Annotated in this window: 21 protein-coding genes; 15 read left to right on the top strand and 6 right to left on the bottom strand. The window is 66.2% G+C overall.

What is annotated here, in order from left to right; genetic code table 11:
- Positions 1-100 precede the first annotated feature (100 nt).
- The 3 genes from ABUE31_RS18950 (at position 101) to ABUE31_RS18940 (ending at position 2,343) form a co-directional block, all read left to right on the top strand.
- On the top strand, positions 101-1,168 hold the full coding sequence (locus tag ABUE31_RS18950; protein WP_367725287.1) for a GGDEF domain-containing protein: 1,068 nt from the start codon (positions 101-103) through the stop codon (positions 1,166-1,168).
- Positions 1,169-1,229: 61 nt separating this feature from the next.
- Positions 1,230-1,610, top strand: coding sequence for an antitoxin Xre/MbcA/ParS toxin-binding domain-containing protein (locus ABUE31_RS18945; protein ID WP_367725286.1), 381 nt, complete (start codon positions 1,230-1,232; stop codon positions 1,608-1,610).
- The gene (locus ABUE31_RS18940; protein WP_367725285.1) at positions 1,570-2,343 is read left to right on the top strand and encodes an RES family NAD+ phosphorylase; all 774 of its coding nucleotides are present in this window, start codon (positions 1,570-1,572) and stop codon (positions 2,341-2,343) included. Before ABUE31_RS18945 ends, ABUE31_RS18940 begins: the two co-directional genes overlap by 41 nt.
- A 55-nt stretch (positions 2,344-2,398) precedes the next feature.
- On the opposite strand, the gene ABUE31_RS18935 is transcribed toward ABUE31_RS18940, so the two are convergent.
- Both ABUE31_RS18935 and ABUE31_RS18930 read right to left on the bottom strand, forming a co-directional pair.
- Positions 2,399-3,769, bottom strand: a complete 1,371-nt coding sequence (locus ABUE31_RS18935) for a class II 3-deoxy-7-phosphoheptulonate synthase (protein WP_367725284.1) — start codon at positions 3,767-3,769, stop codon at positions 2,399-2,401.
- A gap of 170 nt (positions 3,770-3,939) precedes the next feature.
- Positions 3,940-4,497 (bottom strand): DUF1003 domain-containing protein, encoded by a 558-nt coding sequence (locus tag ABUE31_RS18930; RefSeq protein WP_367725283.1) that lies wholly within the window; start codon positions 4,495-4,497, stop codon positions 3,940-3,942.
- A gap of 86 nt (positions 4,498-4,583) precedes the next feature.
- Here ABUE31_RS18930 and ABUE31_RS18925 point away from each other — a divergent pair, with 86 nt between their 5' ends.
- The 7 genes from ABUE31_RS18925 to gltX all read left to right on the top strand — a co-directional run bounded on the left by ABUE31_RS18925 (position 4,584) and on the right by gltX (position 14,794).
- Positions 4,584-5,306, top strand: a complete 723-nt coding sequence (locus ABUE31_RS18925) for a DNA-3-methyladenine glycosylase I (protein ID WP_367725282.1) — start codon at positions 4,584-4,586, stop codon at positions 5,304-5,306.
- Between the two features lie 77 nt (positions 5,307-5,383).
- Entirely contained in the window at positions 5,384-7,801 is a 2,418-nt protein-coding gene (locus ABUE31_RS18920; protein ID WP_367725281.1) for a hypothetical protein, read from the top strand.
- Positions 7,802-7,866: 65 nt separating this feature from the next.
- A complete protein-coding gene (locus ABUE31_RS18915) occupies positions 7,867-9,546 on the top strand; it encodes an NAD+ synthase (protein ID WP_367725280.1) in 1,680 nt (559 codons plus the stop codon).
- Between the two features lie 12 nt (positions 9,547-9,558).
- Positions 9,559-9,963, top strand: coding sequence for a GNAT family N-acetyltransferase (locus ABUE31_RS18910; RefSeq protein ID WP_367725278.1), 405 nt, complete (start codon positions 9,559-9,561; stop codon positions 9,961-9,963).
- A complete protein-coding gene (locus tag ABUE31_RS18905) occupies positions 9,960-11,201 on the top strand; it encodes an MFS transporter (protein ID WP_367725277.1) in 1,242 nt (413 codons plus the stop codon). Before ABUE31_RS18910 ends, ABUE31_RS18905 begins: the two co-directional genes overlap by 4 nt.
- 251 nt (positions 11,202-11,452) lie before the next feature.
- Complete coding sequence (locus tag ABUE31_RS18900; RefSeq protein WP_367725276.1) at positions 11,453-13,273, top strand: ABC transporter ATP-binding protein; 1,821 nt, start codon at positions 11,453-11,455, stop codon at positions 13,271-13,273.
- 147 nt (positions 13,274-13,420) lie between these two features.
- On the top strand, positions 13,421-14,794 hold the full coding sequence (gene gltX, locus ABUE31_RS18895) for a glutamate--tRNA ligase (RefSeq protein WP_367725275.1): 1,374 nt from the start codon (positions 13,421-13,423) through the stop codon (positions 14,792-14,794).
- Here the strand turns inward: gltX and ABUE31_RS18890 are convergent.
- From ABUE31_RS18890 to ABUE31_RS18880, 3 genes are all read right to left on the bottom strand, one after another.
- Positions 14,712-15,914 carry a DUF2865 domain-containing protein gene (locus ABUE31_RS18890; RefSeq protein ID WP_367725274.1) on the bottom strand — a complete coding sequence of 401 codons (1,203 nt, stop codon included), beginning with the start codon at positions 15,912-15,914 and terminating at the stop codon, positions 14,712-14,714. The genes gltX and ABUE31_RS18890 overlap by 83 nt on opposite strands.
- A 102-nt stretch (positions 15,915-16,016) precedes the next feature.
- Positions 16,017-18,338: an NADP-dependent malic enzyme gene (locus ABUE31_RS18885; RefSeq protein WP_367725273.1), complete on the bottom strand. Its 2,322-nt coding sequence runs from the start codon at positions 18,336-18,338 to the stop codon at positions 16,017-16,019.
- A 172-nt stretch (positions 18,339-18,510) separates the two neighbouring features.
- On the bottom strand, positions 18,511-19,290 hold the full coding sequence (locus ABUE31_RS18880) for an SDR family oxidoreductase (protein ID WP_367725272.1): 780 nt from the start codon (positions 19,288-19,290) through the stop codon (positions 18,511-18,513).
- 118 nt (positions 19,291-19,408) lie between these two features.
- Here ABUE31_RS18880 and ABUE31_RS18875 point away from each other — a divergent pair, with 118 nt between their 5' ends.
- Together ABUE31_RS18875 and ABUE31_RS18870 are read left to right on the top strand one after the other, a co-directional pair.
- Positions 19,409-20,233, top strand: coding sequence for a UDP-2,3-diacylglucosamine diphosphatase (locus ABUE31_RS18875; RefSeq protein ID WP_367725271.1), 825 nt, complete (start codon positions 19,409-19,411; stop codon positions 20,231-20,233).
- A gap of 264 nt (positions 20,234-20,497) precedes the next feature.
- Positions 20,498-21,742, top strand: a complete 1,245-nt coding sequence (locus ABUE31_RS18870) for an MFS transporter (protein ID WP_367725270.1) — start codon at positions 20,498-20,500, stop codon at positions 21,740-21,742.
- Here ABUE31_RS18870 and dgcA read toward each other — a convergent pair.
- Complete coding sequence (gene dgcA, locus ABUE31_RS18865) at positions 21,694-22,677, bottom strand: N-acetyl-D-Glu racemase DgcA (protein WP_367725269.1); 984 nt, start codon at positions 22,675-22,677, stop codon at positions 21,694-21,696. The genes ABUE31_RS18870 and dgcA overlap by 49 nt on opposite strands.
- Before the next feature lie 77 nt (positions 22,678-22,754).
- On the opposite strand from dgcA, the gene ABUE31_RS18860 reads away from it, so the two are divergent.
- Genes ABUE31_RS18860 through ABUE31_RS18850 form a run of 3 tightly spaced genes read left to right on the top strand, consistent with a single transcriptional unit; the run spans position 22,755 to position 26,173 of the window.
- Positions 22,755-23,942: an MlaE family lipid ABC transporter permease subunit gene (locus ABUE31_RS18860; RefSeq protein WP_367725268.1), complete on the top strand. Its 1,188-nt coding sequence runs from the start codon at positions 22,755-22,757 to the stop codon at positions 23,940-23,942.
- Positions 23,943-23,950: 8 nt separating this feature from the next.
- Entirely contained in the window at positions 23,951-24,772 is an 822-nt protein-coding gene (locus ABUE31_RS18855) for an ABC transporter ATP-binding protein (protein ID WP_367725267.1), read from the top strand.
- A gap of 27 nt (positions 24,773-24,799) precedes the next feature.
- Positions 24,800-26,173 carry an MlaD family protein gene (locus ABUE31_RS18850; protein ID WP_367725266.1) on the top strand — a complete coding sequence of 458 codons (1,374 nt, stop codon included), beginning with the start codon at positions 24,800-24,802 and terminating at the stop codon, positions 26,171-26,173.
- Positions 26,174-26,187: the final 14 nt, after the last annotated feature.

Raw genomic sequence — 26,187 nt, 5'->3', positions numbered from 1 at the left:
GGTCCGTTCTTCCGCTGGCTTCCCGCCGGCTGCACATCCGTACAATCCAGATCGTGCCGCACCCCCGGCGCGCGACGACTGATGCAAGGTGGAATTCTGCATGCAGCCTGCGAGTGCTCAGAGCGATCGGGCGACTGACCTGGCGAGTTCCGTGTTGCTGACGATGCGTCAGCTCGGCGTGGTGGCCCTGCCGCGGAACTACGAGATTTTCTACGAGGCGCTTTCCGGCTCCAACCATGAGTTGAGCCTGGAGATCGTATCGCTGAGCAAGAAGCCGACACAGGACGAACTCGACCGGATCGGCCGCAAGTACTTCGCGAGCCATCACGACAGCGGCATCGTCGAGCATGCGCGCGAAACGATCGCCAGGGAACTGGAGGAGGTGGCCTCGATCCTTCGCAACGAGCGCAGCTACGTCGAAAAATACGGTCGCGTGCTCGGCCAGACCGCCGAGGGGTTGAACGGCCGACTCGTCAGCAAGGACCTGCTCCAGAAGATCGTCGAGGTGATGTCGGTGGCAACCACCTCGACCATCAACCATGGGCGGGAAGTCGCAAGCACGCTTACCGAGAAGTCCAACGAACTGGAAAGCGTCAAGTCGAAGCTCGAGGAGTACAAGCGCCTCGCCAATACCGATCCGCTGACGCAGATCTGGAACCGGCGCGCCTTCGACCGGGAAATCGCCGACATCTACAACAGCAACCGCGGTATCCTGTTCAAGGCGCTGATCCTCGCCGACATCGACCGATTCAAGGGCATCAACGACCGCTACGGGCACCCGGTCGGCGACAGGGTGCTGCAGGGCGTCGCGGACATCTTCCGCTCATCGATCCGCGACGACATGTTCGTCGCGCGCACCGGTGGCGAGGAGTTTGCCCTGATCGTCGACGGCGCCAGCGAGGAGGCGACGTTCGAGATCGCCGACCGCATCCGGCTGCTGATCGAGCAGACGCCGTTCGTGAACGCCCAGACCAACACCAGCTACGGCACGGTCACGATATCGATGGGACTCTGCATGGCGTCGGAGGCGGACGGGCCGGAAGACCTCTATTCCAAGTGCGACAGGGCGCTCTACCGGTCGAAGGTGACGGGGCGCAACCGCGTCACCCGGTTCTCGACCTTGCCGGAGCGGACCGGAAAGAACTGGATGCTCTATCGCAAGGATTGACGGACAGGTCTTTCCACAGAAGCATTTCTGCACTATATTTTCTCCAGAAATGGAGAATCCAATGCCGCAGCCAAAGTTGAGCGGCCTGGAGGCGAAGCAGGCCAAGGTGCTTACCGAAGCGGTGCTGCGCGCCGCCGACCGTCTCGGCGTCAGCGCGCGCGCGCTGTCGGCCGTGCTCGGCGTTTCCGAGGCGACCGTATCGCGCATGCGCCGCAAGGACTTCAGCCTCGAGCGCGGCTCGAAGCCGTTCGAACTCGGGGTGCTGTTCGTCAGGTTGTTCCGCTCGCTCGACGCCATCGTAGGCGGCGACGAGGCGGTCGCCCGCGCCTGGATCAAGAACCCCAATTCGGCGCTCGAGTCTCGGCCGCTGGAAAAGATCATGACGATTACCGGGCTGATCGATGTCATCGCCTATCTGGACAGCCGCCGCGCTCTCGTCTGAAGCGGTCAGCCTGGACGGCAAGGTGTGGCGTCTGGTCGAAGCGCAGCACCGCGTCTCCACACTGAAGCTCGTCGACACGCTGGACGAACAGGCGCTGCTGGAAGACCTGATCGAGGAGACCAAGCCAGCCATCCCCGCGGAATGCCGCCACCTCGACTATCTGCTGGCGACGCCGTTCCGCTACGGATCGGTCTATCCGCAGGGGTCGCGCTTCAGGCGGGCGGGCCGAACGCGGGGCGTGTATTATGCGGCCGAGCATGTCGCGACGGCCGTCGCCGAAATGGCCTTCTACCGCCTGCTCTTCTTCGCGGATTCCCCCGACACGCCCTGGCCGGGCGATGCGGCCGAGTACACAGCCTTTTCCGCGGCGATCCGGACGGAGCGGGCCGTCGACCTGACGAGGCCGCCCCTCTCGAGGGACAGCACGCACTGGACGGCTCATTCGGACTACGAGGCCTGCCAGGCGCTCGCCGACGCGGCGCGGGAGGCCGAGCTCCATGCCATCCGCTACCGTTCGGTGCGCGATCCCGAGGGCAGGGCGAATGTCGCGCTGCTCACCTGCCTGGCCTTCGCCAGGTCAAGGCCGGTCGACCGCCAGACCTGGCGCATCAGGCTTTCGGCGTCGGGCGTGCAGGCGCTCTGCGAGTTCCCGCGCCGGCGCATCGGCTTCGGCCGCGCCGACCTTTTGGGCGATCCGAGGCTTGCAGGGCTGGTGTGGGAGCGCAAAGCCTGAGAACAAAAAAGGCGCCGATTGGCGCCTTTTGTCTGTATTCTGGGGACGGCCGAACCTACTCGGCGGCGACCGTCTGCACCGGCCGGGACGACTTCTTCAGGAGTTCCGACACCAGGAAAGCAAGCTCGATCGCCTGCTCGGCGTTGAGGCGCGGATCGCAGTGGGTGTGGTAGCGATCCTGCAGTTCCTCGTCGCGGATGGCGCGCGCGCCGCCCGTGCATTCGGTGACGTTCTTGCCGGTCATCTCGACATGGATGCCGCCCGGATGCGTGCCTTCGGCGCGATGCACCTCGAAGAAGGTCTGCACCTCCTTGAGGATGCGGTCGAACGGCCGGGTCTTGTAGCCGGCGGCGGTGATCGTGTTGCCGTGCATCGGATCCGAAGACCAGACCACCTCGCGGCCTTCCTTCTTCACGGCGCGCACCAGCTTGGGCAGGTGCTCGGCGACCTTGTCGGAGCCGAAGCGGGCAATCAGCGTGAGGCGGCCGGGCTCGTTCTCCGGGTTCAGCGTGTCGATGAGCTGCAGCAGGCCGTCCGGCGACAGCGACGGGCCGCATTTGAGGCCGAGCGGGTTCTTGATGCCGCGGCAGTACTCGACATGCGCATGGTCGGGCTGGCGCGTGCGGTCGCCGATCCAGATCATGTGGCCCGAGGTCGCGTACCAGTCGCCGCTCGTGGAATCGACGCGCGTCAGCGCCTCCTCGTAGCCGAGCAGCAGAGCCTCGTGACTGGTGTAGAAGTCGGTTTCGCGCAACGCGAAATTGCTCTCCGAGGTGATGCCGACGGCGCGCATGAACTCCATCGTCTCGGAGATGCGGCTGGCCAGCGCCTCGTAGCGTTCGGACTGCGGGCTGTCGGCGACAAACCCGAGCATCCACTTGTGCACGTTCTCCAGGCTGGCGTAGCCGCCCTGGGCGAAGGCGCGCAGCAGGTTCAGCGTCGCCGCCGACTGCCGGTAGGCCATCTCCTGGCGCGCCGGGTCCGGAATGCGGGCCTTCTCGTCAAACTCGATGCCGTTGATGATGTCGCCGCGGTAGCTGGGCAGCGTCACGCCGTCCTTGGTCTCGTTGTCCGACGAGCGCGGCTTGGCGAACTGTCCGGCCACGCGACCGACCTTCACCACCGGCTGCGCGCCGGCATAGGTCAGCACCACGGCCATCTGCAGGAAGACGCGGAAGAAGTCGCGGATGTTGTCAGCGCCATGTTCGGCGAAGCTTTCGGCGCAATCTCCGCCCTGCAACAGGAAGGCGTTGCCCGCGGCGACCTGGGCGAGCTGCTTCTTCAGCTTGCGCGCCTCACCTGCAAAAACGAGCGGCGGAAAGGTCGCGAGACGGCCTTCGACATCCTGCAGCGCGGCGGCGTCCGGATAAGCCGGGACCTGCTGGATGGGCTTTGCTCTCCAAGAATTCGGCGACCACTTCGTCATTGTCTTGTCCTAGTCCTGGCCGGCTTCGTCACGCGCCGGCATACAATTCCCTCAATATGGGGACCGCGGCTCCTAACACGAACCCCAAGGCCTATTCTAGCCCGGAATCCCAAGGAAATCGAATGGACGACCCATCCTGATCGCCCCCGCAAGCCGCGGCCGGACGCCGTTCAGGCGCGCGGTCCGCTCACCAGCGCCTCGATGCGGTCGAGCTGGGCGGCAAGCCTGGCTACGTCGTCGCGCATGGTCATGATCTGGCTGTGGCGCATCTCGTCGAGCTTCTCGTGCAGTGCCATGATCTCGATCTCGGCCTTCAGGTTGACCTCGTAGTCGTGCGAGGCATCGAGCCGGTCGCGCTCGGTCTGGCGGTTCTGCGACATCATGATGATGGGCGCCTGGAGCGCCGCGACCATCGACAGCACGAGGTTGAGGAAAATGAAGGGGTAGGGGTCGAAGCCCTGGCGTCCGAGCAGCCATGCGTTTCCGAGGGTCCAGAGCACGAGGAAGGCGATCGAGCAGACGATGAAGGTCCAGGAGCCGCCGATCCGCGCGATCGCGTCGGCCAGCCGGTCGCCGACGCTTGCCTGTCGGGCGACGGCGACGTTGACGTCGCGGGCGACCGGCTTGCGCTCGATCGCGCTTTCCAGGACGCGGCTTTCCTGCTCGCTCAGCGCGTCCGGCCGGCGCTTCAGCCAGCGGCCGGCAAGTTCGGCTACGGTTTTCGTCATGAGGTTCTCCCCGGCGGCTTGGCAGCAATGCCCCCTTATAGGATCATGGCAGGGCGGCAGAAAGACAGCGCCCAGGGAGGTCCGCCATGTCCAGCTTCAAGACGATCCGGGAGCGCGCGGCCAGGCGCAAGGGCGGCGACGTCATCCTGACCAAGCTGCTCGGGCCGAAGCCCGACAATCGCAAGGTGGCGAAGGTTCCCGACGACCGCATCCTGTCGACAATGGCCGAGCGGGTCTTTTCCGCCGGCTTCGTATGGTCGGTCATCGAAGCGAAGTGGCCTGGCTTCGAGGAGGCGTTCCTCGGCTTCGAGCCGAAGGCGCTGCTCTTCCAGCCCGAGGATTTCTGGCACGACCTGACGGCCGACAAGCGCATCGTGCGCAACGGCCAGAAGATCATGTCGGTCAGGGAGAACGCCGCCTTCGTGGAACGGGTCTCAAACGAGCACGGCGGTTTCGGAAAATTCCTGGCCGGTTGGCCGGCCGACGACCAGATCGGCCTGACTGCCTATCTCGGCAAGCATGGCAGCCGGCTCGGCGGCGCCACCGGCCAGTACCTGCTGCGCTGGCTGGGCTGGGACACGTTCCTCTTCTCGCGCGACATGGTGCTGGCGCTGCGCGACGCAGGGCTGGACATCGCCGAGACGCCGGGTTCGAAGAAGGACCAGCAGAAGGTGCAGGACCAGATCAATGCCTGGGCGAAGGAAACCGGCCTGCCGCGCGCCCACATCTCGCGCATCCTCTCCATGTCGATCGGCGAGAACAATCCGCCCGAAGTGATCGCCGGCTATACCGGAGCCGATCTCTCGTAGGGATGGCGCCCGGTCGGCGTCTGTCGCTTGGCCGATGTGCGGAATGGGCGTAGTCTGGCGCCAGGCAGGAGGTCGTCATGCCGACGACGCGCTCCGCATTCCTCGTCGCGCTGCTTCTGTTTGGCGCAGCGCCCGGCGCAGCCACTGCCTCGGATGTCGTCCAGACGTTTCCGACGCCCGAGGTGAGGGGCGTTCGGCTGGACTGGTGCAAGCACTGGGGCCGCGACTGCGGCGAACCTGCCGCCAGCCTCTTCTGCGCCGAAATGGGGTTCTCCCGGGCGCTGCGGTTCCTGCGGGATCCCGAACTTGGGCGGCGCGAAATTCCGACGGTGGTGTTCGGTGACGGCCGCGTATGCCGTGGACCCGATTGCGCAGGCTTCAAGGCCATCATCTGTTCCAAGCCCGGCGTTCAGGCCAAGACGCCGGACGAGAAGGGTTCTTCGAGCCGGGACAACAAGGGAACGATCGTCACCGCGCCACCGCCGGTGAAGGAACCGGGTCCCCGGATGAAGGTGACGGCGATCGGGCCGAACGCGACCCGTTTCGCCTATCCCATGATCAACAGGGTTCGCCTTGACTGGTGCCACAACTGGGGTCGCGCCTGCGGCCAGGCAGCGGCGGACCAGTTCTGCGTCGAGCAGGGGTTCGACAGGGCCAGCGCCTTGCGGATCGACCGGGGCATTGGCGCGAAGGGCATCCCAACCATCGTCTTCGGCGATGGCCGGTTCTGCGAGGGCGCCAAATGCAACGGCTTCAGGCAGATCGTCTGCGAACGCAGGGACCGCGACGAAGCTAGGCAAAAGCCTGGAGACGCTGAGCTCGGGCTGCCGAAGGCCGGAGGCGAGACGGCCGGACCAGCCGAGATGCGGCCGGAGGGAACGCTTCGGATGCCGGCAACGGCGTTTCACATACCGACCCCGCGCCCCGTCGACCAAGATAAGCAGCCGTCGATCACGATTGCGCCGAGGCAATTCACCAATTTTATCGATTTTCGTCCGCAACCGCCGCAGATCGTTGCCGCAAACTGGAACGCGATCCTGAAGATCGTCGGATCGTATCCCCCAGGCGCCAGCCTCTACCGGTGCGGCAGCTCAGATTGCTCGGTATCGAGCGCGGCTGATTTCGAAATTGATCCAGTAGCTTCCAGAGAAAACGTGACGTTCAACTTCAATGTCACCAAAGTCCCGCACAGTGCTGGCGTCCGCTGGCAGGTCGGCACGCAGCCGTTTCCGCCGTTCGGCAATGGCGTCGCGGGCGATATCGAGCCGCCTGGCCTCGTTGCTGCGGGAACGGTTGCTGCGAACCAGGGATGGTTCAGTCTTGACCTGCGGGACGTGGCAGCCCGGCTGCCGGCGAGCGGCGCGATCCTGAACGTCCGCGTCCTGCCGATCGGCGGGGCGTCGAGCCAGGTCGTCGGCCAGCCGTCCAACGTGATGCGCATCTTTTATGGCGCGAAGTTGCCGCAGACGCCGACGTTCGAGTTCTACGCCAAGTCGGAAGCGCCCGGCTCGAGACCTGACGTCGAACTCACCAGTATCGACTTCGAACCCTATCACCGCGTCGAGCGATGGCCTCCCGGCTGCAAGACCTGGGAGGAGAAGTACGGCGACAACGACAAGAATGTCATCGAGGAGATCGCCACCTTCTTCGCCGACGCCTGGAACTGGGCGAGCAAGGCCTACCAATGGGTGAAAGACCGCGTGGTCGACGTGGTCGGCACGCTGACCCTGGACCTGATCCCCGAAAGCGTGCTCGCCTTCGCTCTCGACACGGCGCTGGCGTCAATGGGCATACCGCCGAACATTCCGAACCTCGACCAGCTGATGAAGGAGGGCATAGACGGCCTTGCCCAGGAAGTCGCCAAGACTGCCGTGAGCCAAATTCCGAGCGCCGATCTGGCAGTCAATCTCGGCAGTCTCGCCGCCGAGGTCAGCGTCGATGTCGCAGCCGGAATGGCCGAAGAGGAGCTTCGCGACCGGCTGCAGCGGGAAATCGAGAAATGTTCGCGCCAGGCGCTGCTGCAGGCAGCCGACGAGATCGGCAAACAGACGCGGCGAGGCGCCAAGGACGCCGTGTGCGACCCGACGTCGTTCCACGCGGTATTCCGCATCGGCATCAGGAACAGGGGCGACATAGCCCTGAGCGACGTCGAGATTTCCGCGCTCGCCAACCCTGTCTATCGCCCGGCGACGTGGACGATCGATCTCGGCCCGCGCGAAAGCATGACCGTGGTGGCCGTCGGCGAGCCGCTTCTGCCCAACGGCCCCTACAGCCGTCCGCTGCTCTATCCCGCCCAGCGCGAGCAGGAAGACATCGCGCGCTGGTGGAACGACATCCTGTTCGTGAAGAAGGCGAGCATCGAGGTGCTGCTGCCGGGTGCGCGCCTGTGTCCCGGTGGCGATCCGGGCAGCGCATTCTGCGAGCGGACACGCGAACTCGCGCATCGTTCTGCGCCACAGCTGGTGACCGAACCCTACAGATTCTCGGCCCAATAGTGGCGTAGACGGTGCGGCGACGCTGCCAGATTGCCACGTCTCCGCCGGCAGGCTAGACGAGGCGCATGAGCCGGAAAGCAAAAGACCTGCTGCGGATCGCGGTCGCGCAGCTCAACCCGACGGTCGGCGATATCGCCGGCAATCTCGCCAAGGCGCGCGAGGCGAGGGCGGACGCGGCGCGGCAGGGCGCCGACATCGTGCTCTTCACCGAACTCTTCATCGCCGGCTATCCGCCCGAAGACCTGGTCCTGAAGCCGGCCTTCATCTCCGCCTGCGAACGCGCCACGCTCGACTTCGTCAAGGACACCGCCGACGGCGGTCCGGGCGTCGTCATCGGCACGCCGCTAAAGCGCAAGAGCGGCGTCCACAACGCTGTCGTGGTGGCCGATGGCGGCAAGGTGCTCGCGGAGCGCTTCAAGCTCGACCTGCCCAATTATGGCGAGTTCGACGAGAAGCGCGTGTTCCAGGCGGGCCCGGACATGCCGGGGCCGATCAATTTCCGGGGTGTCAGGATCGGCGTTCCGATCTGCGAGGATATCTGGGGCGATCTCGAAGTGTGCGAGACGCTTGCCGAGAGCGGCGCGGAAATCCTGCTGGTTCCGAACGGCTCGCCCTACTACCGGGGCAAGGTCGACATCCGCCAGCAGGTGGTCATCCGCCAGGTGATCGAGTCCGGCCTGCCGATCCTCTACGCCAACCAACTCGGCGGCCAGGACGAACTGGTGTTCGATGGCGCGTCCTTCGCCATCCAGGCCGACAAGTCGCTCGCTTTCCAGATGAGCCAGTTCGAGGAGACGCTGGCCGTCACCGAATGGAAGCGCGGGCCGGAGGGCTGGTCGTGCGTCGATGGGCCGATGTCGCGCATCCCCGAGAAGGAGGAGGCGGACTACCGCGCCTGCATGCTCGGCCTGCGCGACTATGTGAACAAGAACGGCTTCAAGAACGTGGTTCTCGGCCTGTCGGGCGGAATCGATTCCGCGATCTGCGCGGCCCTGGCCGTCGACGCGCTCGGCGAGGAGCGGCTGCGGGCGGTCATGATGCCCTACAAGTATACCTCGAAGGACTCGCTGAAGGACGCCGAGGATTGCGCTCGCGCCCTTGGTTGCCGCTACGACATCGTGCCGATCGCCGAGCCGGTCGAGGGCTTCTCGCATGCGCTGAGCCAGCTTTTCGAGGGCACCGGCGAGGGCATCACCGAAGAAAACCTGCAGAGCAGGGCTCGCGGCACCATCCTGATGGCGATCTCGAACAAGTTCGGCTCGATGGTGGTGACGACCGGCAACAAGAGCGAGATGTCGGTCGGCTACGCCACGCTCTACGGCGACATGAACGGCGGCTTCAATCCCATCAAGGACCTCTACAAGATGCAGGTCTACGCGCTTTCGGCGTGGCGCAACACGACCGTGCCGCCGGGCGCGCTCGGACCGTCCGGCGAGGTGATCCCGCAAAACATCATCGACAAGGCGCCATCGGCTGAACTGCGGTCGAACCAGACGGACCAGGATTCCCTGCCGCCCTATCCGGTGCTGGACGACATCCTGGAGTGCCTTGTCGAGAACGAGATGGGCGTCGACGAGATCGTCGCCAGGGGACACGACCGCGAAACCGTGCACCGCGTCGAGCACCTGCTCTATATCGCCGAGTACAAGCGCCGGCAGGCCGCTCCCGGCGTGAAGATCACCAGGAAGAATTTCGGCCGCGACAGGCGCTACCCGATCACCAACCGTTTCAGGGATCGCGGCTAGCGCTTCCACCCGATGGAAATCTCGCACGACCTGACCCGCCTCGACTTCCGGGCCACCTCGGATCTCCTCAGGGCGAGCTACTGGGGCGGCCAGCGCACCGACGCGATCAACCGCCGCGCCTTCGAGAATTCCCTTTGCGCAATCGCGCTGATCGACGGACGCCAGGTTAGTTTCGCCCGCGCCTCCGGCGACCGCGCCGTCTTTGCCCGCATCTCGGACGTCATCGTCTGGCCGGAACATCGCGGCAAGGGGATCGGCAAGGCGCTGGTGGCGTCGCTGCTCGCGCATCCCGACCTGAGCAGCGTATCGACCTGGATGCTGAACACCTCGGATGCGCATGAGCTCTATGCGCGCTACGGTTTCAGGCCGACGACCGATGGCAACGAGATGCGTCTCGACCGGATTGCCGCGGGATGAGCGGTTTCCTGCACTTCTTGCGCGACAACGCACGATGGCTGGCTGGCGGGCTGCTCTTCACCTTCTTCTCGTCCTACGGGCAGACCTTCTTCATCGCGCTTTCGGCCGGGCATATCCGAGAGGACTACGGGCTGACGCATGGCGGCTTCGGCACGGTCTACATGATCGCGACGCTGGCCAGCGCGCTGACGCTGCCCTACCTCGGTTCGATCGTCGATCGTCGCAGCATGCGGGCGGTCACGCTGCTCGTCGTGCCGATGCTCGCGGCCGCCTGCGTGATGATGGCGGTGTCCCGTCACGTCGCGCTCCTGCTGCTTTCGATCTACCTGCTGCGCTTGTTCGGCCAGGGCATGATGGTGCACAGCGCCTACACGGCGACCGCGCGCTGGTTCTCGGCGCAGCGGGGGCGGGCGCTCTCGGTCGTCATTCTCGGCCACAATGCCGGCGACGCGGTGTTCCCGATCGTCTTTGTCGCCGTCGCCGGGCTCGTCGGCTGGCGCAACGGCTGGCTGCTCGCCGCCGCGTCGCTTGTCATCGTCGCGCTGCCCCTGATCGCTTCGCTGGTGGCCGTGGACCGAACCCCGCGCGCCACCGACCCGGCGCCGCGCGCAATCGATGCGCGCGACTGGACGAGGGGCGAGGTGCTGCGCGACCCGATGTTCTACCTGCTGATGCTCGGCGTCATGGCGCCGGGCTTCATCGTCACGACGGTCTTTTTCCACCAGGTCTATCTGGTCGAACTGCGCGGCTGGTCGCTGGGCGTCTTCGCCGCGTCGTTCACCATGGCCGCGCTGGTCAACAGCATCTTCACGCTGGTCTCGGGTCAGCTGATCGATCGTTTCTCGGGGCTGGCGCTGCTTCCCTTCGTGCTGGTGCCGCTCGGCGTCGCCTGCCTCATCCTCGGCGTGCTCGAAGCGAACTGGACCCCCTTCCTGTTCATGGCCGCGCTCGGCCTGTCCAACGGCCTTTCCACGACGCTGTTCGGCGCGGTCTGGCCGGAGGTCTACGGGCTGCGCCACCTCGGCGCGATCCGCTCCCTCGTCGTCGCCGCGATGGTGTTCGCCTCGGCGGCAGGACCGGGCATCACCGGCGTCCTTATCGACCGTGGGGTCAGCTATCCCGGCCAGATCGTCACGATGGGCCTGTATTGTTTCGCGGTGTCGCTCTTGCTTCTGCCGATATCGCGGCGTCTACGCACGCGTGCCGTGGCCAATGTGCCACCTCCGGCGCCAGCCTGAGGCCAGCGGCGTTTTTCGAGGCGCTGCTCTTGGCGGTTGAGAGGCCGTTCGCTATAAGCGGGACTTCGTCGCTCGAGCAGGGAGGTCTGAATGCTGGAATTTCACGTCGTCTCCCTGACCGCCGGGAACTGACCGGACGGTAGGCGGGCGTCTTTCCAGGACGCCCTGACGTAGCGAGCGCCTTCTCCCGCCTCGCATTTTTGTACTTCCGCATTTCGAGGATGGCGTCCGTTGGTGGCGCCAATGACAGCATGACTCGTTTTCGCATCGACCTGCGCGGCGGCGCCTTCCGTAGCGTTCTCGGATTCACCTGGGTGCATTGGCGGCGCCAGCCGGTGCGGCTTTCGCTGATCGCCGCGGCGTTCCTGACGGCCACCCTTGCCGACGTGTTGACGCCGCTCTACGCGGGCCGACTCGTCGATGCCGTGGCGAGCGGCAGCGCGTCCGATCCAGCCTCCTGGCACGCCGCGATGGCAGCCTTCGCCATGCTGATGGCGTTGGCGATCGGCGCATTGGTCTTCAGGCATCTGGCGTTCATGGCGATCATCGCACTCACGCTCAAGATGATGTCGGACATCGGCGCCGACGCCTTCCAAAGGGTCCAGCGCTTCTCCACCGACTGGCATGCAAACAGTTTCGCGGGCTCGACGGTGCGCAAGATCACGCGCGGCATGTGGGCGCTCGACCTTCTGAACGACACCATCCTGATGGCGCTGCTGCCCTCGCTCGTCATGCTGGTCGGCACCACGATCCTGCTCGGCGTCTCCTGGCCGGTCATGGGATTGATCGTGGCGATCGGCTCGCTTGCCTATATCGGGCTGACGGTCGTGCTCTCGCTGGCCTATGTCGCGCCGGCGGCGCGCCTCAGCAACGCCTGGGACACCAAGCTCGGCGGAGCGCTTGCCGACGCCGTCAGCTGCAACGCGGTGGTGAAGGCGTTCGGCGGAGAACGTCGCGAGGATGCGCGCTTCGCGACGGTCGTCGCCAAGTGGCGCGGCCGCACGGCGCGCACCTGGACGCGCGGCACCATCAACGGCACCACGCAGGGCGTAACGCTGCTGCTGATGCGCGCGGCGATCATCGGCTTCGCCCTTTTCCTCTGGGCCGCGGGCCAGGCGAGCGCCGGCGACATCACCTTCGTCCTTACCTCGTTCTTCCTGCTGCAAGGCTACCTGCGCGACATCGGCCAGCACATCCGCAACCTGCAGCGTTCGGTGAACGACATGGAGGAACTGGTGGAGATGCAGGGCCAGCCGCTCGGCGTCGCCGACCGGCAGGACGCACGGCCGATCAGGATCTCCAATGGCGGCATCGAGTTCGAGGCCGTCACCTTTCACTACGGCAGCCACCGCCTGCCGCTCTACCGCGATTTCTCGGTGTCGATACGGCCGGGCGAGCGGGTCGGGCTGGTCGGGCATTCGGGCTCCGGCAAGACGACCTTCGTCAAGCTGGTGCAGCGGCTCTACGACCTGAACGGAGGGCGCATCCTCATCGACGGACAGGATATCGCCGAGGCCGGGCAGGCGTCGCTCAGGTCGCAGATCGCCATCGTGCAGCAGGAGCCGATCCTGTTCCACCGCTCGCTGGCGGAGAACATCGCCTACAGTCGTCCGGGCGCCAGCCAGGAGGAGATCGAGCATGCGGCAAGGCTCGCCAGCGCACATGATTTCATCGCCAGGCTGCCGAAGGGCTATTCGACGCTTGTGGGCGAGCGCGGCGTCAAGCTGTCGGGCGGCGAGCGCCAGCGGGTGGCGATCGCGCGCGCCTTTCTCGCGGACGCCCCGATTTTGATCCTCGACGAGGCCACGTCCAGCCTCGATTCGGAATCGGAGATGCTGATCCAGCAGGCGATGGAGCGCCTGATGACGGGACGCACGACGCTGGTCATCGCGCATCGCCTCTCGACCGTGAAGTCGCTCGACCGGCTGCTCGTCTTCGACCGCGGCGAGATCGTGGAGGAGGGAACGCACGCCGAACTGGTGCGCCTCGACAACGGGATCTACCGCAGGCTGTTCGAGCGACAGGCCCTCGAGCTGACCAGCGGGCTTCTGGTAGAGCCAGCGCAGGCATGACCCTGCGCCCGGCCGCATGCTGGCGGCCGGGCGCTTACCCTGGGTCCGCCGCGCCTCCCTTCCCAAGCCGGGCGGCATACTCTATGTCTCCGGTCGGGCGCGGCTTTTTGTGTTGTAACTTCTCGAACCTTCGTCTACGGCCCGCAAATGCCCGTTACAGTCCGTTTCGCCCCATCGCCAACCGGTAACATCCACATCGGCAATGCGCGCACCGCGTTGTTCAACTGGCTTTTCGCCATGAAGAACAACGGCAACTTCGTGCAGCGCTTCGACGATACCGATCTGGCGCGGTCGCGCCAGGAATACGCCGACGCGATCCTCTACGACCTGCACTGGCTCGGCATCTTCCAGGACGCCACCGAATACCAGTCGCGCCGCTTCGACCGCTACGAGGACGCCGTCGATCGGCTGAAGCGCGACGGCCTTCTCTACGCCTGCTACGAAACGCCTGAGGAACTGGACCTCCGGCGCAAGGTTCGGCGCACGCGCGGGCTTCCCCCGGTCTACGGTCGCGAGGCGCTGCAGCTCACTCACGCGCAGATATCCGAGTACGAGGCCGATGGCCGCAAGCCGCACTGGCGCTTCATGCTGCCCAACTTCCGCAACGATCCGATGGAGCCGGAACGTACCGAGGTGGAATGGAGCGACCTCGTGCGCGGCGACGAAACCATCGACCTCGCCTCGCTGTCCGATCCGATCCTGATCCGCGAGGACGGCACCTTCCTCTATACGCTGCCATCGGTGGTCGACGACATCGACATGTCGATCACGCATGTCATTCGCGGCGACGACCACGTCACCAACACCGGCGTGCAGATCGCGCTGTTCCGGGCGCTGGGCGCCGAGCCGCCGGCCTTCGGGCACCACAACCTGCTCACCACGGCGACCGGCGAAGCACTGTCGAAACGCACCGGCGCGCTGTCGATCGCGAGCCTGCGCGAGTCCGGCCTGGAGCCGATGACGATCGCGTCGCTGGCCGTACTGACGGGCACCTCGGAAAACGTCGTCGCGGCGTCGACGATGACGGAACTCGCGAAACTGTTCGACATCGGCGCCGCGTCGAAGTCGGCGGCGAAGTTCGATCCGGAAGATCTCAACGCCCTGAACCGCGACATGCTGCGCCAGATGTCGTTTGCCGATGCGCGAGACCGCCTGTCGGCGTTCGGCATCCTCGGCGACCAGGCCGAGCCGTTCTGGCTGGCGGTGCGCGGCAATCTCGACCGGCTGACCGACGCGACCACGTGGTGGCGGATCGTGCGGCAGGGGCCGCTGGAGCCAGTCAACCTGTCGGCCGAGGACGCCGACTATGTGCGCGCGGCGTTCGACGCCCTGCCTCCGACGCCCTGGAACGGCGACACGTTCAAGATCTGGGTCGATGGGCTGAAGGAGAAGACCGGCCGCAAGGGCAAGATGCTCTACGAGCCGCTACGGCTTGCGATCACCGGACTTCCGTCTGGTCCGGAGCTGGCTGACCTTCTGCCCCTTCTTGGGCCGGCAGGAATGCAGGCCCGACGACCCTGATCTTCCGGTCACCGGCCGGCGCGGCCGGTGTGCCGCCCTTCGGTTCGACGGTTTCGACCTCGGATTCCATTGCGCCGTCGGAACTCACGCTGGCTTCGTCGGCTGCCACTGCATCGGAACCCTCGCTCTGGAGGGGGATCGCGGGCGCGGCTTCGACAGGTTCGGAAGCCGCCGGCGGGTTGCCGGCAATGATGGAAAAGTTCTTCGGCTGCCGATTTCCCGGCGCGCTGCATGCGCATCCGGCCGGGCTCGGCACGCCGGTCTGCCGGTAGAGCCAGGCTGCCGGCAGGTCGGCATATGGCTGTCCCGAGAGGCCGGAGACCATCGCCTCGGACTCCTGCCCGGGACGGAGATAGTAGAGCTGCACGTCGGCGCCGGGGCAACTCGACCGGCAATTGGACTGGTCGCGCTCGAAGTCCGACGGCGTTGACGAGCCGGACATCGGGAAGAAGTACCCGTCGCAGGTGCGAACGCAGACAGTGCGGTAGCGACCCGGCGGAGCGACGAAGCGGATGCGCCCGCCTTCGTTGACCCAGCCGCCCTGTGGCGCTTGCGGCGCGCGACCGACATTGCGGCCGTCGCGGCTGTCGAGCGGGTCGCCGAGGTCGTCGATCGAACCGCGCTGGCGGATGCCGCCGCCGAATAACTGGTCGAGGAAGTTGCGGGGTCCATCGAGCGCCTGCGGCAGCCGCCTCTCGGCGGTCGCGTCGTCGCGGCAGCCGTTGGCGCGAAGGGCCGCCATGATCTGGGATCGCGAGCGGTTTGTTTTTGCCGGTCGCGCACGCCTGCGTTCGAGCTGATCGAGGTTGCGCTGCATCCTGTCGATCTTCTGGCTGATGGCGGCGCATGACTTCGATCCGCCCCCGAATATCTTGAAGCTGCAGCCGGCCTTGCGCGCCTCCCGTTTGGCCAACCGAAGCTGTTCCTGCTGCTTGGCGATCGCGGCTTCCTGCTTGCGCGACGGCGCGGGCGCGCGCACGCCGCCGGAAGCGAGTTCGGCCTCAAGCTGGCGGCAGACGCGCGACGATGCATGCGACGCCTGCGGCATCGCCGAAGCGAGCGCGATCAGCGTCGCCGCCAGCGCGACGCGCGCGCCGTGCCATCGAGGTCGTGCCGCCATTTGCCTGTGTTCCGCCTTCATCTTGGACTGGGGAGCGATTCTCTGCGCCGGCAGGTTACCCCGCAGTCCGCTGCATGTCGCGGGCCGCGGGGCCGAGGACGGTCAAGCCGGCTCCGTTTCCTGTGAACGATGCGCGCCCTCGGCGATGGCGAGCGCCGTCATGTTGACCACGCCGCGCGAGGTTACCGAAGGTGTCAGGATGTGCGCCGGCTTCTCGGTGCCGAGCAGGATCGGCCCGACATGCAGAGCGTCCATCATCTGCTTGAGCGCGGTCAGCGTGATGTTGGCAGCGTCGAGGTTCGGGAAGACAAGAAGGTTGGCCTCGCCCTTTAGCCGCGAATGCGGGTAGACGCGCTGGCGAAGCGCTTCGGAGACGGCGGTGTCGGCATGCATCTCGCCGTCGAACTCCAGGTCGGGCGCGATGCGGCGCAGGATTTCTCCGGCCTGGCGCATCTTCAGCGCGCTCGGCGCGTCGCGCGAGCCGAAATCGGACAGCGACAGGAGGGCAGCCTTCGGCTCGATGCCGAACCGTCGGATTTCCTCGGCCGCCAGAACGGTCATCTGGGCGATCTCGTCGGCGGTGGGATCGACGGTGACGTAGGTGTCGGTCAGGAACACCACGCCGCGCTGGGTGATCAGCATCGAAAGCGTCGACAGGTCGCGATCGCGCAGGGAAGGGCGTCGTCCGACGATCAGCGTCACGTTGCGCAAATGGCGCTCGAAACGCCCTTCGAGGCCGCAGATCATGGCATCTGCATCGCCGCGCTTCAGCGCCAGCGAGGCGATTACCGTCGGGTTGCCGCGAACCATGAGCCGCGCCGCCTCCTGGGTGACGCCCCTGCGGCCCATCAGATCGATCAGCAGGTCGACATAGGCGCGGTAGCGCGGATCGTCCTCGGGATTGACCAGTTCGAAGTCGACGCCCGGCCGGATGCGCAGGCCGTAGCGCTTCAGCCGGACGTCGATGACCTGCGGGCGACCGATCAGGATCGGCTCCGCGATGCCTTCCTCGAGCACGACCTGGGCGGCGCGCAGCACGCGTTCGTCCTCGCCGTCGGCGTAGATGACCCGCTTTCCCTGCGCGCCCTTGGCGATCGAGAAGACCGGCTTCATGACGAGGCCGGAGCGGAAGACGAACCGGTTCAGCTTGTCGACATAGGCGTCGAAATCCTCGATCGGCCGCGAGGCTACGCCGCTTTCGCAGGCCGCCCTGGCCACGGCCGGCGCGATGCGCAGGATCAGGCGCGGGTCGAAGGGCGAGGGGATCAGGAAATCGGGACCGAAGGTCGGGGTTTCCTCGGCATAGGCGCGCGCGGCGACGTCTGACGGCTCCTCGCGCGCCAGCGCCGCGATCGCCCGCACGGCGGCCATCTTCATCTCCTCGTTGATGGCCCGCGCGCCGCAGTCGAGCGCGCCCCGGAAGATGTAGGGGAAGCAGAGGACATTGTTGACCTGGTTGGGGTAGTCCGACCGGCCGGTGCAGATCATGGCGTCCGGGCGCGCCTGGCGGGCGACCTCCGGCATGATCTCGGGCTTCGGGTTGGCAAGGGCGAGGACCAGCGGTTTCGCGGCCATCTCCTTCAGCAGGTCAGGGCTCAGCACGCCCGCCGCAGAGAGGCCGAGGAACACATCGGCGCCGCCGATGACATCGGCCAGCGCGCGCGCTGGCGTGTCTTTCACATAGGGCGCCTTCCAGCGGTCCATCTCGTCCACGCGCCCCTCATAGGCGACGCCGAACCGGTCGGTGACCCAGATGTTCTCGACCCTGGCGCCGAGCGAAACCAGAAGGTTGAGGCAGGCGATCGCCGCCGCGCCAGCTCCTGACGTCACGATCTTGACGTCAGTCAGCTTCTTGCCGGCCAGTTCCAGTCCGTTGATGACTGCGGCCGCGACGATGATCGCGGTGCCGTGCTGGTCGTCGTGGAAGACGGGGATGCTCATCCTGGCCTTGAGCCGTTCCTCGACCTCGAAGCACTCGGGCGCCTTGATATCTTCGAGGTTGATGCCGCCGAAGGTCGGCTCGAGTGCTGCGATGGTGCCGACCATCTGGTCGATCTCGGGCGCGTCGATCTCGATGTCGAAGACGTCGATGCCCGCGAATTTCTTGAAGAGAACGGCCTTGCCCTCCATGACGGGCTTGGAGGCCAGAGGTCCGATGTTGCCGAGGCCGAGGACGGCGGTGCCGTTGGAGATCACCCCGACGAGGTTGGCGCGGGCGGTGTAGTCGGCCGCGGTCGCGGGGTCGTCCTGGATGGCGAGGCAGGGGGCGGCGACGCCCGGCGAATAGGCGAGCGCAAGGTCGCGCTGGTTGCCGAGCGGCTTGGTTGCCTGAATCTCGAGCTTTCCGGGCGTCGGATACTTGTGAAAGAACAGCGCCGCCTCGTCGAGGTCCTGGCGCGCATTCTTCTGCTTGTCGGTTTCCATCCCGCTTTCCGCTCCGTTGGCTCAAAACACAGCGCCTGCGCGTTCTAGCACGCAGGGGCCGATTTGCGAGGCTCCGCTCGCCAAAAAGTCAGGGAGAAGCCCCGCAACGCAATAACGAGTGATTCCAGTCTATTGGACCGGTTTTCTGCAGTCCAGAATCAAGTTCCTACGGCTAGAAGGCGCTGACATAGAGGCCGCCGTCCACGGGGATGTTCTGGCCGGTCATGTAGCCTGCATGGACCGAGCAGAGGAAGGCGCAGACCTGGCCGAACTCGGCCGGCGTTCCCAGCCGCTTTGCCGGTACTTCCGCCGCGAGGCGGGCTTTTCGCGCCGCCGCGGCCGCCGGGTCCTCGACCGAGCCGGGTTCGTGCGGGCCGCGCAGCCTGTCGGTGTCGAGCTTGCCGGGCAGGATCTGGTTGATGGTGACATTGCGGTCGATGACGGTGCGCGCTACGCCGGCAAGGAACGAGGTGAGGCCCGCGCGCGCTCCCGACGAGAGGTCGAGGCCGGGGATCGGCATGTAGACCGACAGCGAGGTGATGTTGACGATGCGCCCGAAACCGCGCTCGGCCATACCCCCCATCACCGCCTGGATGAGTTCGAGCGGGGCGACCATGTTGTTGGTGACGCCTTTGAGGATCGCCTCGCGGTCGAGTTCGCTGAACGGGCGATAGGGCGGGCCGCCATTGTTGTTGACGAGGATGTCGACCTGCCGCGCCGCGCCGACCAGGGCCTTCTGGATCGCGGGGTCGGCAACATCGCCCGGCACCTCGGCGACCGCGACGCCGAAGCGGTCGCGGATCTCCGCGGCCGTGCGGGCGAGTACCTTCTCGTCGCGGCCGTTCACGACGAGGTCGCAGCCGGCCTCGGCGAGGGCCTCGGCGCAACCCCTGCCGAGCCCGCGGCTCGATGCGCAAACGATGGCGGTCTTGCCGCGGATGCCGAGGTCCATGGTGCTTTTCCTTCCGAAGCGGTTCGAGTGCGCAAGCTAGCGCGGCCGCCGAAAACCGCAACCGTCACACTGCTGTTGCATGAATCGGGGCATAGGCTGGCGCAAACGCAACTGCTGGATGACCACATTGGGCCAGGCCAAGCAATTCCGCACCCTCTTCATCTCCGACGTGCATCTTGGATCGCGCGCAGCGAAGGCCGATTTCCTGATCGACTTCCTGCGCCACCACGAAGCCGAGACGGTCTTCCTGGTCGGCGACATCGTTGACGGCTGGCGGCTGCGCCGCTCCTGGCACTGGCCGCAGACCCACAACGACGTCGTGCAGAAGCTGCTCCGCCAGGCCCGCAAGGGTGCCAGCGTCACCTACATCGCAGGCAACCACGACGAGTTCCTGCGCATGTTCCAGGGCACCCACTTCGGCGGCATCGAGGTCGCCGACCGGGCGATTCACGAAGCGGCGGACGGCAAGCGCTACCTTGTGATCCACGGCGATCAGTTCGACACGGTGGTGATGAACGTCCGCTGGCTCGCCTATCTGGGCGACCGCTCCTACGAACTCGCGATGCTCGCCAACCGGTTGATCGCACGCGTGCGCAGGGCGTTCGGGTTGCCCTACTGGTCGTTTTCGTCGTGGGCCAAGGTGAAGGTCAAGCAGGCGGTCAACTTCATCGGCGCGTTCCAGGAAGTGCTGACGGAGGAAGCGCGGCGCTGCGAGGTGGACGGGGTGATCTGCGGCCACATCCACCACGCCGCGATCGAGACGCTCGGCGAAATCACCTATCTCAACACCGGCGACTGGGTGGAGAGCTGCACCGCCATCGTCGAGCATTTCGACGGCGCAATGGAGATCGTCCACTGGCCGCATATCAGGGCCGCGTCGAATGCGCTGCCCGACAAGATGGTGCCCGTGCGCCTCGACGGACGTGCCGTCGAAGCCGCCTGAGGCGCGCTCCCGTGGCGATGCATCGAATTGCGGCGCCACGCCGTGCCGTTCCCGATTCGGGGAACGGACTGCCGGGTCTCGGCCGTTTGCGGCCCGCGGATCGACATGCGACGCGGCTTGGCGTGGCCGGGCCGGTCATCGCGCCGCCTCCGCAACTCCTCTTGACCATTGCTCCAGCTGGTTCCGCCGCGAGGCCCGTCATGGTAAGGGAAAAGGATACTCGGCTAACGACCCGAGCAGAATCAGCCGGATCGTCCGCCGTCCATGTCCTCGTCGCCCAACCAGCCTGACCGGTTCGTCAAACCCGCGCGTTTCGAACTCAGGATGTCGCTGATCTTCGCGGCGGTCTTCCTGCCGCTTGGCGTCCACCTGCCGTATTTTCCGCTCTGGCTCGAAGTCAACGGGTTCGATGCCGAACAGATCGCCGTGATCCTCGCCGCGCCGATGTTCCTGCGCGTCGTGACGACGCCTGTCATCACGGCCATGGCCGACCGCGCGGGCGACCGGGCGAACGTGCTGATCGCGATTTCCGTGGTCTCGGTGCTGCTTTCACTCGGCTACTTCCTGCCGGCCGGATACGGGCTGGTGCTTGCCGTCTCGCTCGCGCTTGCCGTCTTCTGGACGCCGCAGTCACCGCTGGCGGATGCGCTCGCGCTGTCGGGCGTGCGGCGCTTCGGCTCCAGCTATCCGGGCATGCGGATCTGGGGTTCGCTGTCGTTTCTTGCCGCCACCTTCATCGGCGGCATGATCCTGGCCGCCAGCAGCGCGCAGGCCGTTCCGGCGATGATCCTGGCGGGTCTCCTGGCAACGCTTGCCGCCGCCGTGTTGTCGCCGCGCCTCGGCCCGCCGCGCCGCGCTTCGCCGCTGTCCGCCGTCGCGCTCCAGCAGGACGCCCCGCGGCTGTTCAACCGGTACTTCCTGCTGTTCGTGGCCGGCACCGGCATCATCAACGCCAGCCACGGCTTCCTGTTCGGCTTCGTCTCGATCTACTGGAAGGCGATCGGCATAAGCGACGGCGTGATCGGCATGCTGTGGGCCTGGGCGGTTGTGGCTGAAGTCGTGATCTTCATGCTCTTCAAGCGGCTGTTCGGCTCCGTTTCCGCGACCGGCGTGCTGGTCGTCGCGGGCGCCGCGGCAATCCTGCGGTGGGTCGCCTATCCGCTGATCGAGCCGCTCGGACTGGGCGTGCCGGGGTTTTTCGGCGTGCAGACGCTGCACGCACTGTCCACCGGCCTTCTGCTCATCGGGTTGCAGAAGATGATCGCTGAGACCGTGCCGGAGGAGCGCACCGGAGCGGCCCAGGGCGTCGCCTACTTTTCGGTCGGGGTCTCGATGGCCGTGGTGACGCTGCTGTCGGGCTCGCTCTACCAGTGGTACGGCACCGGCGGCTTCTATTTCATGGCGCTGGTGGCATTGGCCGGGCTCTGCCTGATCCTGGCGGCAGCGGCCGTGCGCCGACCTCAGCCCCAGAGGGCAGGGCCTGGCGGGGACACCAGCGATCCGCGGTAGGCGAGGCCGGGTTCGCGGTCGCGCGCCAGAAGCAGCGGGCCGTCGAGGTCGACGAAATCCGCTCCCTGCGCCAGCAGCACGGCCGGCGCCATGGCGAGCGAGGTGCCGACCATGCACCCGACCATGACGGACAGGTTCATAGCGCGGGCCCTATCGCGCAGGTCCAGCGCCGCGGTGAGGCCGCCCGTCTTGTCGAGCTTGATGTTGATGGCGTCGTAAAGGCCGGCCAGACGCTCCAGGCCGTCGGTGGTGTGGACGCTCTCGTCGGCGCAGACCTGAACCGGCCGGTCGATGTGGGCGAGCAGGTCGTCGGCGCCAGCCGGAAGCGGCTGCTCGACCAGGGCGACGCCGAGTTCCGCCGCCGCCGCCAGGTTCGCCTGCAGGTTGGCCTCGGTCCACCCCTCGTTCGCGTCGAGGATCAGACGGCTGTCCGGCGCGGCGTCGCGCACGGCGCGGATGCGGGCGATGTCGCCGTCGCCGCCGATCTTGACCTTCAGCAGCGGGCGGTCCGCATTGGCGCGCGCCTGCACCGCCATCGCTTCCGGCGTGCCGAGAGACAGCGTGAACGCGGTTTCCAGGGCCGTGGGGCGGCGGATGCCGAGGCTGTCGGCCACGCGAACGCCGGAAAGCTTGGCCTCCAAATCCCACAACGCGCAGTCGACCGCGTTGCGCGCGGCGCCCGGCGGCATCGCCTCAAGAAGGTCCTGACGCCCGATGCCGTCGGCGACCATCGCGGCCATCGCTTGAATCTGGGTGCACACGCTGGCGACTGTTTCGCCATAGCGCTTGTAGGGCACGCATTCGCCCCGACCGGCTTGCCCGCCGTCGGTGATCGAGCAGACGACCACCTCGGCTTCGGTCTTGGAACCTCTTGAAATCGTGAACGTTCCAGCGATAGGAAAACGTTCCTCGGAGACAGAAAGGACACGGTTCATGTTTATCTGCTCCGGAGGGCCCGAAGGCGCGGCTGTCAAATCGACAGCCGTGGCGCGAGGGGTTAAGACGATTCACCATGCAGATCAACGCCCAACTGGATGTCGGCAAAGGCGAGGGGCAGGCGCCCAATCCAGAGCCCCGTGTCGAGACCCGGGAAGACGGCGGCGCCCTGGTCTGCCGGCTCTCCGGCAACTGGACGACGCGCCGTGTCGCCGCCGTCGACAAGGCGATGCGCGCGCTTGCGGCGCGCAACGGATTTGCCTCGCTGGTGATCGACATTTCGGGCGTCGGCAGGATGGACACGGCGGGAGCCTGGATGATCCAGCGCCTGCTGGTCGCGGCGCGCGCCAAGGGGCTGGAGGCCCGCATCGAAGGCCAGAACGAGGTCGCTGGCATCCTACTCGGCGCCGTCGAGGCGGCGACCGAGGCGCGCGAAGAACCGAGGCAGGTACGCCGCTCCAGCATCGTCGTGGCGGTCTTCGCGAAGATCGGCGAGCGCGTCTACGAGTTGCGTGACGACTTCCTCGCGGGCATGAACATCCTTGGCGCCACAATCCGCGGCGGCCAGATGAAGCTCGGGCGCGGGCACAGCATCAACCTGGCGGCCATCTTCGCGCAGATCGACAAGATGGGCGTCGGCGCCATCCCGGTGGTGGTGCTGATGTCGGCGATCGTCGGGGCCATTATCGCCCAGCAGGGCGCCTACCAGCTTTCCTACTTCGGCGCCGACATCTTCGTCGTCGACCTCGTCGGCATCCTGGTGCTGCGCGAACTGGGCGTGCTGATGACCGCCATCATGCTGGCGGGCCGATCAGGCAGCGCCATCACCGCCGAAATCGGCTCGATGAAGATGCGCGAGGAGGTGGACGCGCTGACCGTGATCGGGCTGAACCCGATCGGCGTGCTGGTTTTCCCGCGACTGGTGGCGCTGGTCATAGCCCTGCCATGCCTGTCGATCCTCGCGAATTTCGCCGCGCTCGGCGGCGGCATCCTCGTCTCCTGGGCCTATTCGGATATTCCGCCGATCCAGTTCATCGATCGCCTGCGCGTGGCGATCGATGTGTCCACGATCTTCGCCGGACTGATCAAGGCGCCGTTCATGGCGCTCATCATCGGCATCATCGGCGCGGTCGAGGGGCTCAAGGTCGGCGGCAGCGCGGAATCGCTCGGCGGCCACGTCACCGCTTCGGTGGTGAAGTCGATCTTCGTGGTGATCATCCTCGACGGCGCATTTGCCGTCTTCTATGCGGCGATCGACTTCTAGGGGCGCCGATGAGCGACGTTGCCGACATCGAGTTGCCCAACGGCAAGCCCACACAGGCCGAATCCGAGGTCGTGCTCTCCGTGCGCGACGTGACGGTGGCCTTCGGCGAGAACGTGGTGCTCGAGAACCTCTCCCTCGACGTCAGGCGGGGTGAAATCCTGGGCTTCGTGGGAGCTTCGGGTGCCGGAAAGTCGGTGCTGCTGCGCACCGTGCTCGGCCTGACCAAGAAGCGCTCCGGCACGATCATGCTGTTCGGCGTCGATCTCGACAAGGCGAGCGAAGCCGAGCGGCTGCGGGTGGACATGCGCATCGGGGTCCTGTTCCAGCACGGCGCCCTGTTCTCGGCCCTTACCGTTCTGGAGAACATCCAGGTGCCGATGCGCGAGTATCTCGACCTGCCGCAGCAGCTGATGGACGAACTGGCGCTGCTCAAGATCGAACTGGTGGGCCTTCCGCTGGATGCGGCGAGGAAGTTTCCAAGCGAGCTCTCGGGCGGCATGATCAAGCGCGCCGCGCTGGCGCGCGCGCTGGCGCTCGATCCCGAGATCGTCTTCCTCGACGAGCCGACTTCCGGTCTCGATCCTATCGGCGCCGCTGAATTCGACGAACTCGTGGTCAAGATGCGCGACACGATGGGACTGACGGTCTACATGGTGACCCATGACCTCGACAGCCTGTTTTCCGCCTGCGACCGCGTCGCGGTTCTGGGCAAGAAGCGGATACTCGTGCAGGGCAGCATCGAGGACATGCTGGCGAGCGAGGAGCCCTGGGTGAAGTCCTACTTCAGGGGCAAGCGCGCTCGGCAGCTCGACCTCGCCGCGCGCGGGTAGGGTCGGGACGCAAGCATAAGGGGTGGAATGGAAACCAGGGCCAACTACGTCATCGTCGGGATATTCACCGTCGTCGCGATCGTCGCCGCGTTCCTGTTCGTCTACTGGACCTCGGCGATCGGCGATCGCGGCGAGACGACGACGCTGCGCGTGCGTATTCCGGGCTCTGCTTCGGGTCTCGGCCGTGGCAGCGCGGTGCTGTTCAACGGCGTCAAGGTCGGCGACGTCCGGCGCGTCTACATCGACGTGCTCAATCCGACGGTGGCGATCGCCGATACCGAGATCGACAGGCTGACCCCGATCACCAAATCCACGCAGGCCGATGTCGGCATCGCGGGCCTGACCGGACAGGCAAACATCGAACTCAAGGGAGCCGACCCGAAGGAGCCGAACCTGCTCGACGAGGCGGAAGCCGAGGACAGGATCGCCGAGATCGTCGCCAATCCCTCGGCAGTGACGAACCTCCTGCAGACGGCGCAGGACATCTTCACGCGCGCCGACAACGTGCTGAACGACCTGGAGACGTTCACGCGCGAGGTGCGCGGCCCGCTGACCCAGACAGCCCGCAACGTCGAGACGTTCTCCAAGGCGTTGGCCGACAATTCGGACGGCATCGACAAGTTCCTCTCGAGCGTGTCCGCCCTTTCCGAGGAGTTGGCAGGCGTATCCGGCAAGCTCGACGGCACGCTGAAGGCGGCCGAAGATCTGCTGAACTCGGTGGATCGCCAGAAAATCGAGAACATCGTCGGCAACGTGGAGACGTTCACCCAGAGCCTTAAGGAGCAGAGCGACCGCTTCGACGAGATCGTCGGCGGCGTCGACAAAGCGGTGGCGACGATCAACGACTTCGCCCGGCAGGCTGGGCAGACCCTGACCAAGGTCGACGGCGTGCTCGACGGCGTCGATCCGCAGACGGTCCGGATGGCGCTCGCAGACATCGCCAAGGCGAGCGCGAGCGCCGACAAGGCGGCGACGGACATAGCCCGGTTCACCGACAAGCTCGCCCCGCGCGCCGAAGACGTCGACAAGATCATCAGCGACGCCAGGGAGATATCCGGCCGGCTGAACGCCGCCTCGACCCGCGTCGACGGCATCCTCGTCAAGGTAGACAAGCTGCTCGGCTCGGGCGAGGCCGAGGGCGTGATGGCCGACGCCAGCGCCACGCTGAAGGCGTTCCGGGAGGTCGCCGAGACCCTGAACTCGCGCCTGGCGGGCATCATGGACGGGCTCGGCCGGTTCTCCGGGCAGGGGCTGCGCGACGTAGAGGCGCTGGTGCAGGACAGCCGCCGCTCGATCAACCGTATCGAGCAGGCCATCAGCGACCTCGAACGCAATCCGCAGCGCCTTATCACCGGCGGAGACGGCACGGTTCGCCAGTACGACGGACGCGCGCGGCGTTGACTTTGATGGACAGC

This window comes from Mesorhizobium marinum (genome assembly GCF_040813675.1).
Taxonomy (GTDB): domain Bacteria; phylum Pseudomonadota; class Alphaproteobacteria; order Rhizobiales; family Rhizobiaceae; genus Mesorhizobium_K; species Mesorhizobium_K marinum.
This window is presented reverse-complemented; position numbering and strand designations above follow the sequence as displayed.

Coding starts and splice junctions, on each gene's coding strand:
- ABUE31_RS18950 (WP_367725287.1), top strand. CDS start 101: ATGCAGCCTGCGAGTGCTCAGAGCGATCGGGCGACTGACCTGGCGAGT.
- ABUE31_RS18945 (WP_367725286.1), top strand. CDS start 1,230: ATGCCGCAGCCAAAGTTGAGCGGCCTGGAGGCGAAGCAGGCCAAGGTG.
- ABUE31_RS18940 (WP_367725285.1), top strand. CDS start 1,570: ATGTCATCGCCTATCTGGACAGCCGCCGCGCTCTCGTCTGAAGCGGTC.
- ABUE31_RS18935 (WP_367725284.1), bottom strand. CDS start 3,769: ATGACGAAGTGGTCGCCGAATTCTTGGAGAGCAAAGCCCATCCAGCAG.
- ABUE31_RS18930 (WP_367725283.1), bottom strand. CDS start 4,497: ATGACGAAAACCGTAGCCGAACTTGCCGGCCGCTGGCTGAAGCGCCGG.
- ABUE31_RS18925 (WP_367725282.1), top strand. CDS start 4,584: ATGTCCAGCTTCAAGACGATCCGGGAGCGCGCGGCCAGGCGCAAGGGC.
- ABUE31_RS18920 (WP_367725281.1), top strand. CDS start 5,384: ATGCCGACGACGCGCTCCGCATTCCTCGTCGCGCTGCTTCTGTTTGGC.
- ABUE31_RS18915 (WP_367725280.1), top strand. CDS start 7,867: ATGAGCCGGAAAGCAAAAGACCTGCTGCGGATCGCGGTCGCGCAGCTC.
- ABUE31_RS18910 (WP_367725278.1), top strand. CDS start 9,559: ATGGAAATCTCGCACGACCTGACCCGCCTCGACTTCCGGGCCACCTCG.
- ABUE31_RS18905 (WP_367725277.1), top strand. CDS start 9,960: ATGAGCGGTTTCCTGCACTTCTTGCGCGACAACGCACGATGGCTGGCT.
- ABUE31_RS18900 (WP_367725276.1), top strand. CDS start 11,453: ATGACTCGTTTTCGCATCGACCTGCGCGGCGGCGCCTTCCGTAGCGTT.
- gltX (WP_367725275.1), top strand. CDS start 13,421: ATGCCCGTTACAGTCCGTTTCGCCCCATCGCCAACCGGTAACATCCAC.
- ABUE31_RS18890 (WP_367725274.1), bottom strand. CDS start 15,914: ATGGCGGCACGACCTCGATGGCACGGCGCGCGCGTCGCGCTGGCGGCG.
- ABUE31_RS18885 (WP_367725273.1), bottom strand. CDS start 18,338: ATGGAAACCGACAAGCAGAAGAATGCGCGCCAGGACCTCGACGAGGCG.
- ABUE31_RS18880 (WP_367725272.1), bottom strand. CDS start 19,290: ATGGACCTCGGCATCCGCGGCAAGACCGCCATCGTTTGCGCATCGAGC.
- ABUE31_RS18875 (WP_367725271.1), top strand. CDS start 19,409: ATGACCACATTGGGCCAGGCCAAGCAATTCCGCACCCTCTTCATCTCC.
- ABUE31_RS18870 (WP_367725270.1), top strand. CDS start 20,498: ATGTCCTCGTCGCCCAACCAGCCTGACCGGTTCGTCAAACCCGCGCGT.
- dgcA (WP_367725269.1), bottom strand. CDS start 22,677: ATGAACCGTGTCCTTTCTGTCTCCGAGGAACGTTTTCCTATCGCTGGA.
- ABUE31_RS18860 (WP_367725268.1), top strand. CDS start 22,755: ATGCAGATCAACGCCCAACTGGATGTCGGCAAAGGCGAGGGGCAGGCG.
- ABUE31_RS18855 (WP_367725267.1), top strand. CDS start 23,951: ATGAGCGACGTTGCCGACATCGAGTTGCCCAACGGCAAGCCCACACAG.
- ABUE31_RS18850 (WP_367725266.1), top strand. CDS start 24,800: ATGGAAACCAGGGCCAACTACGTCATCGTCGGGATATTCACCGTCGTC.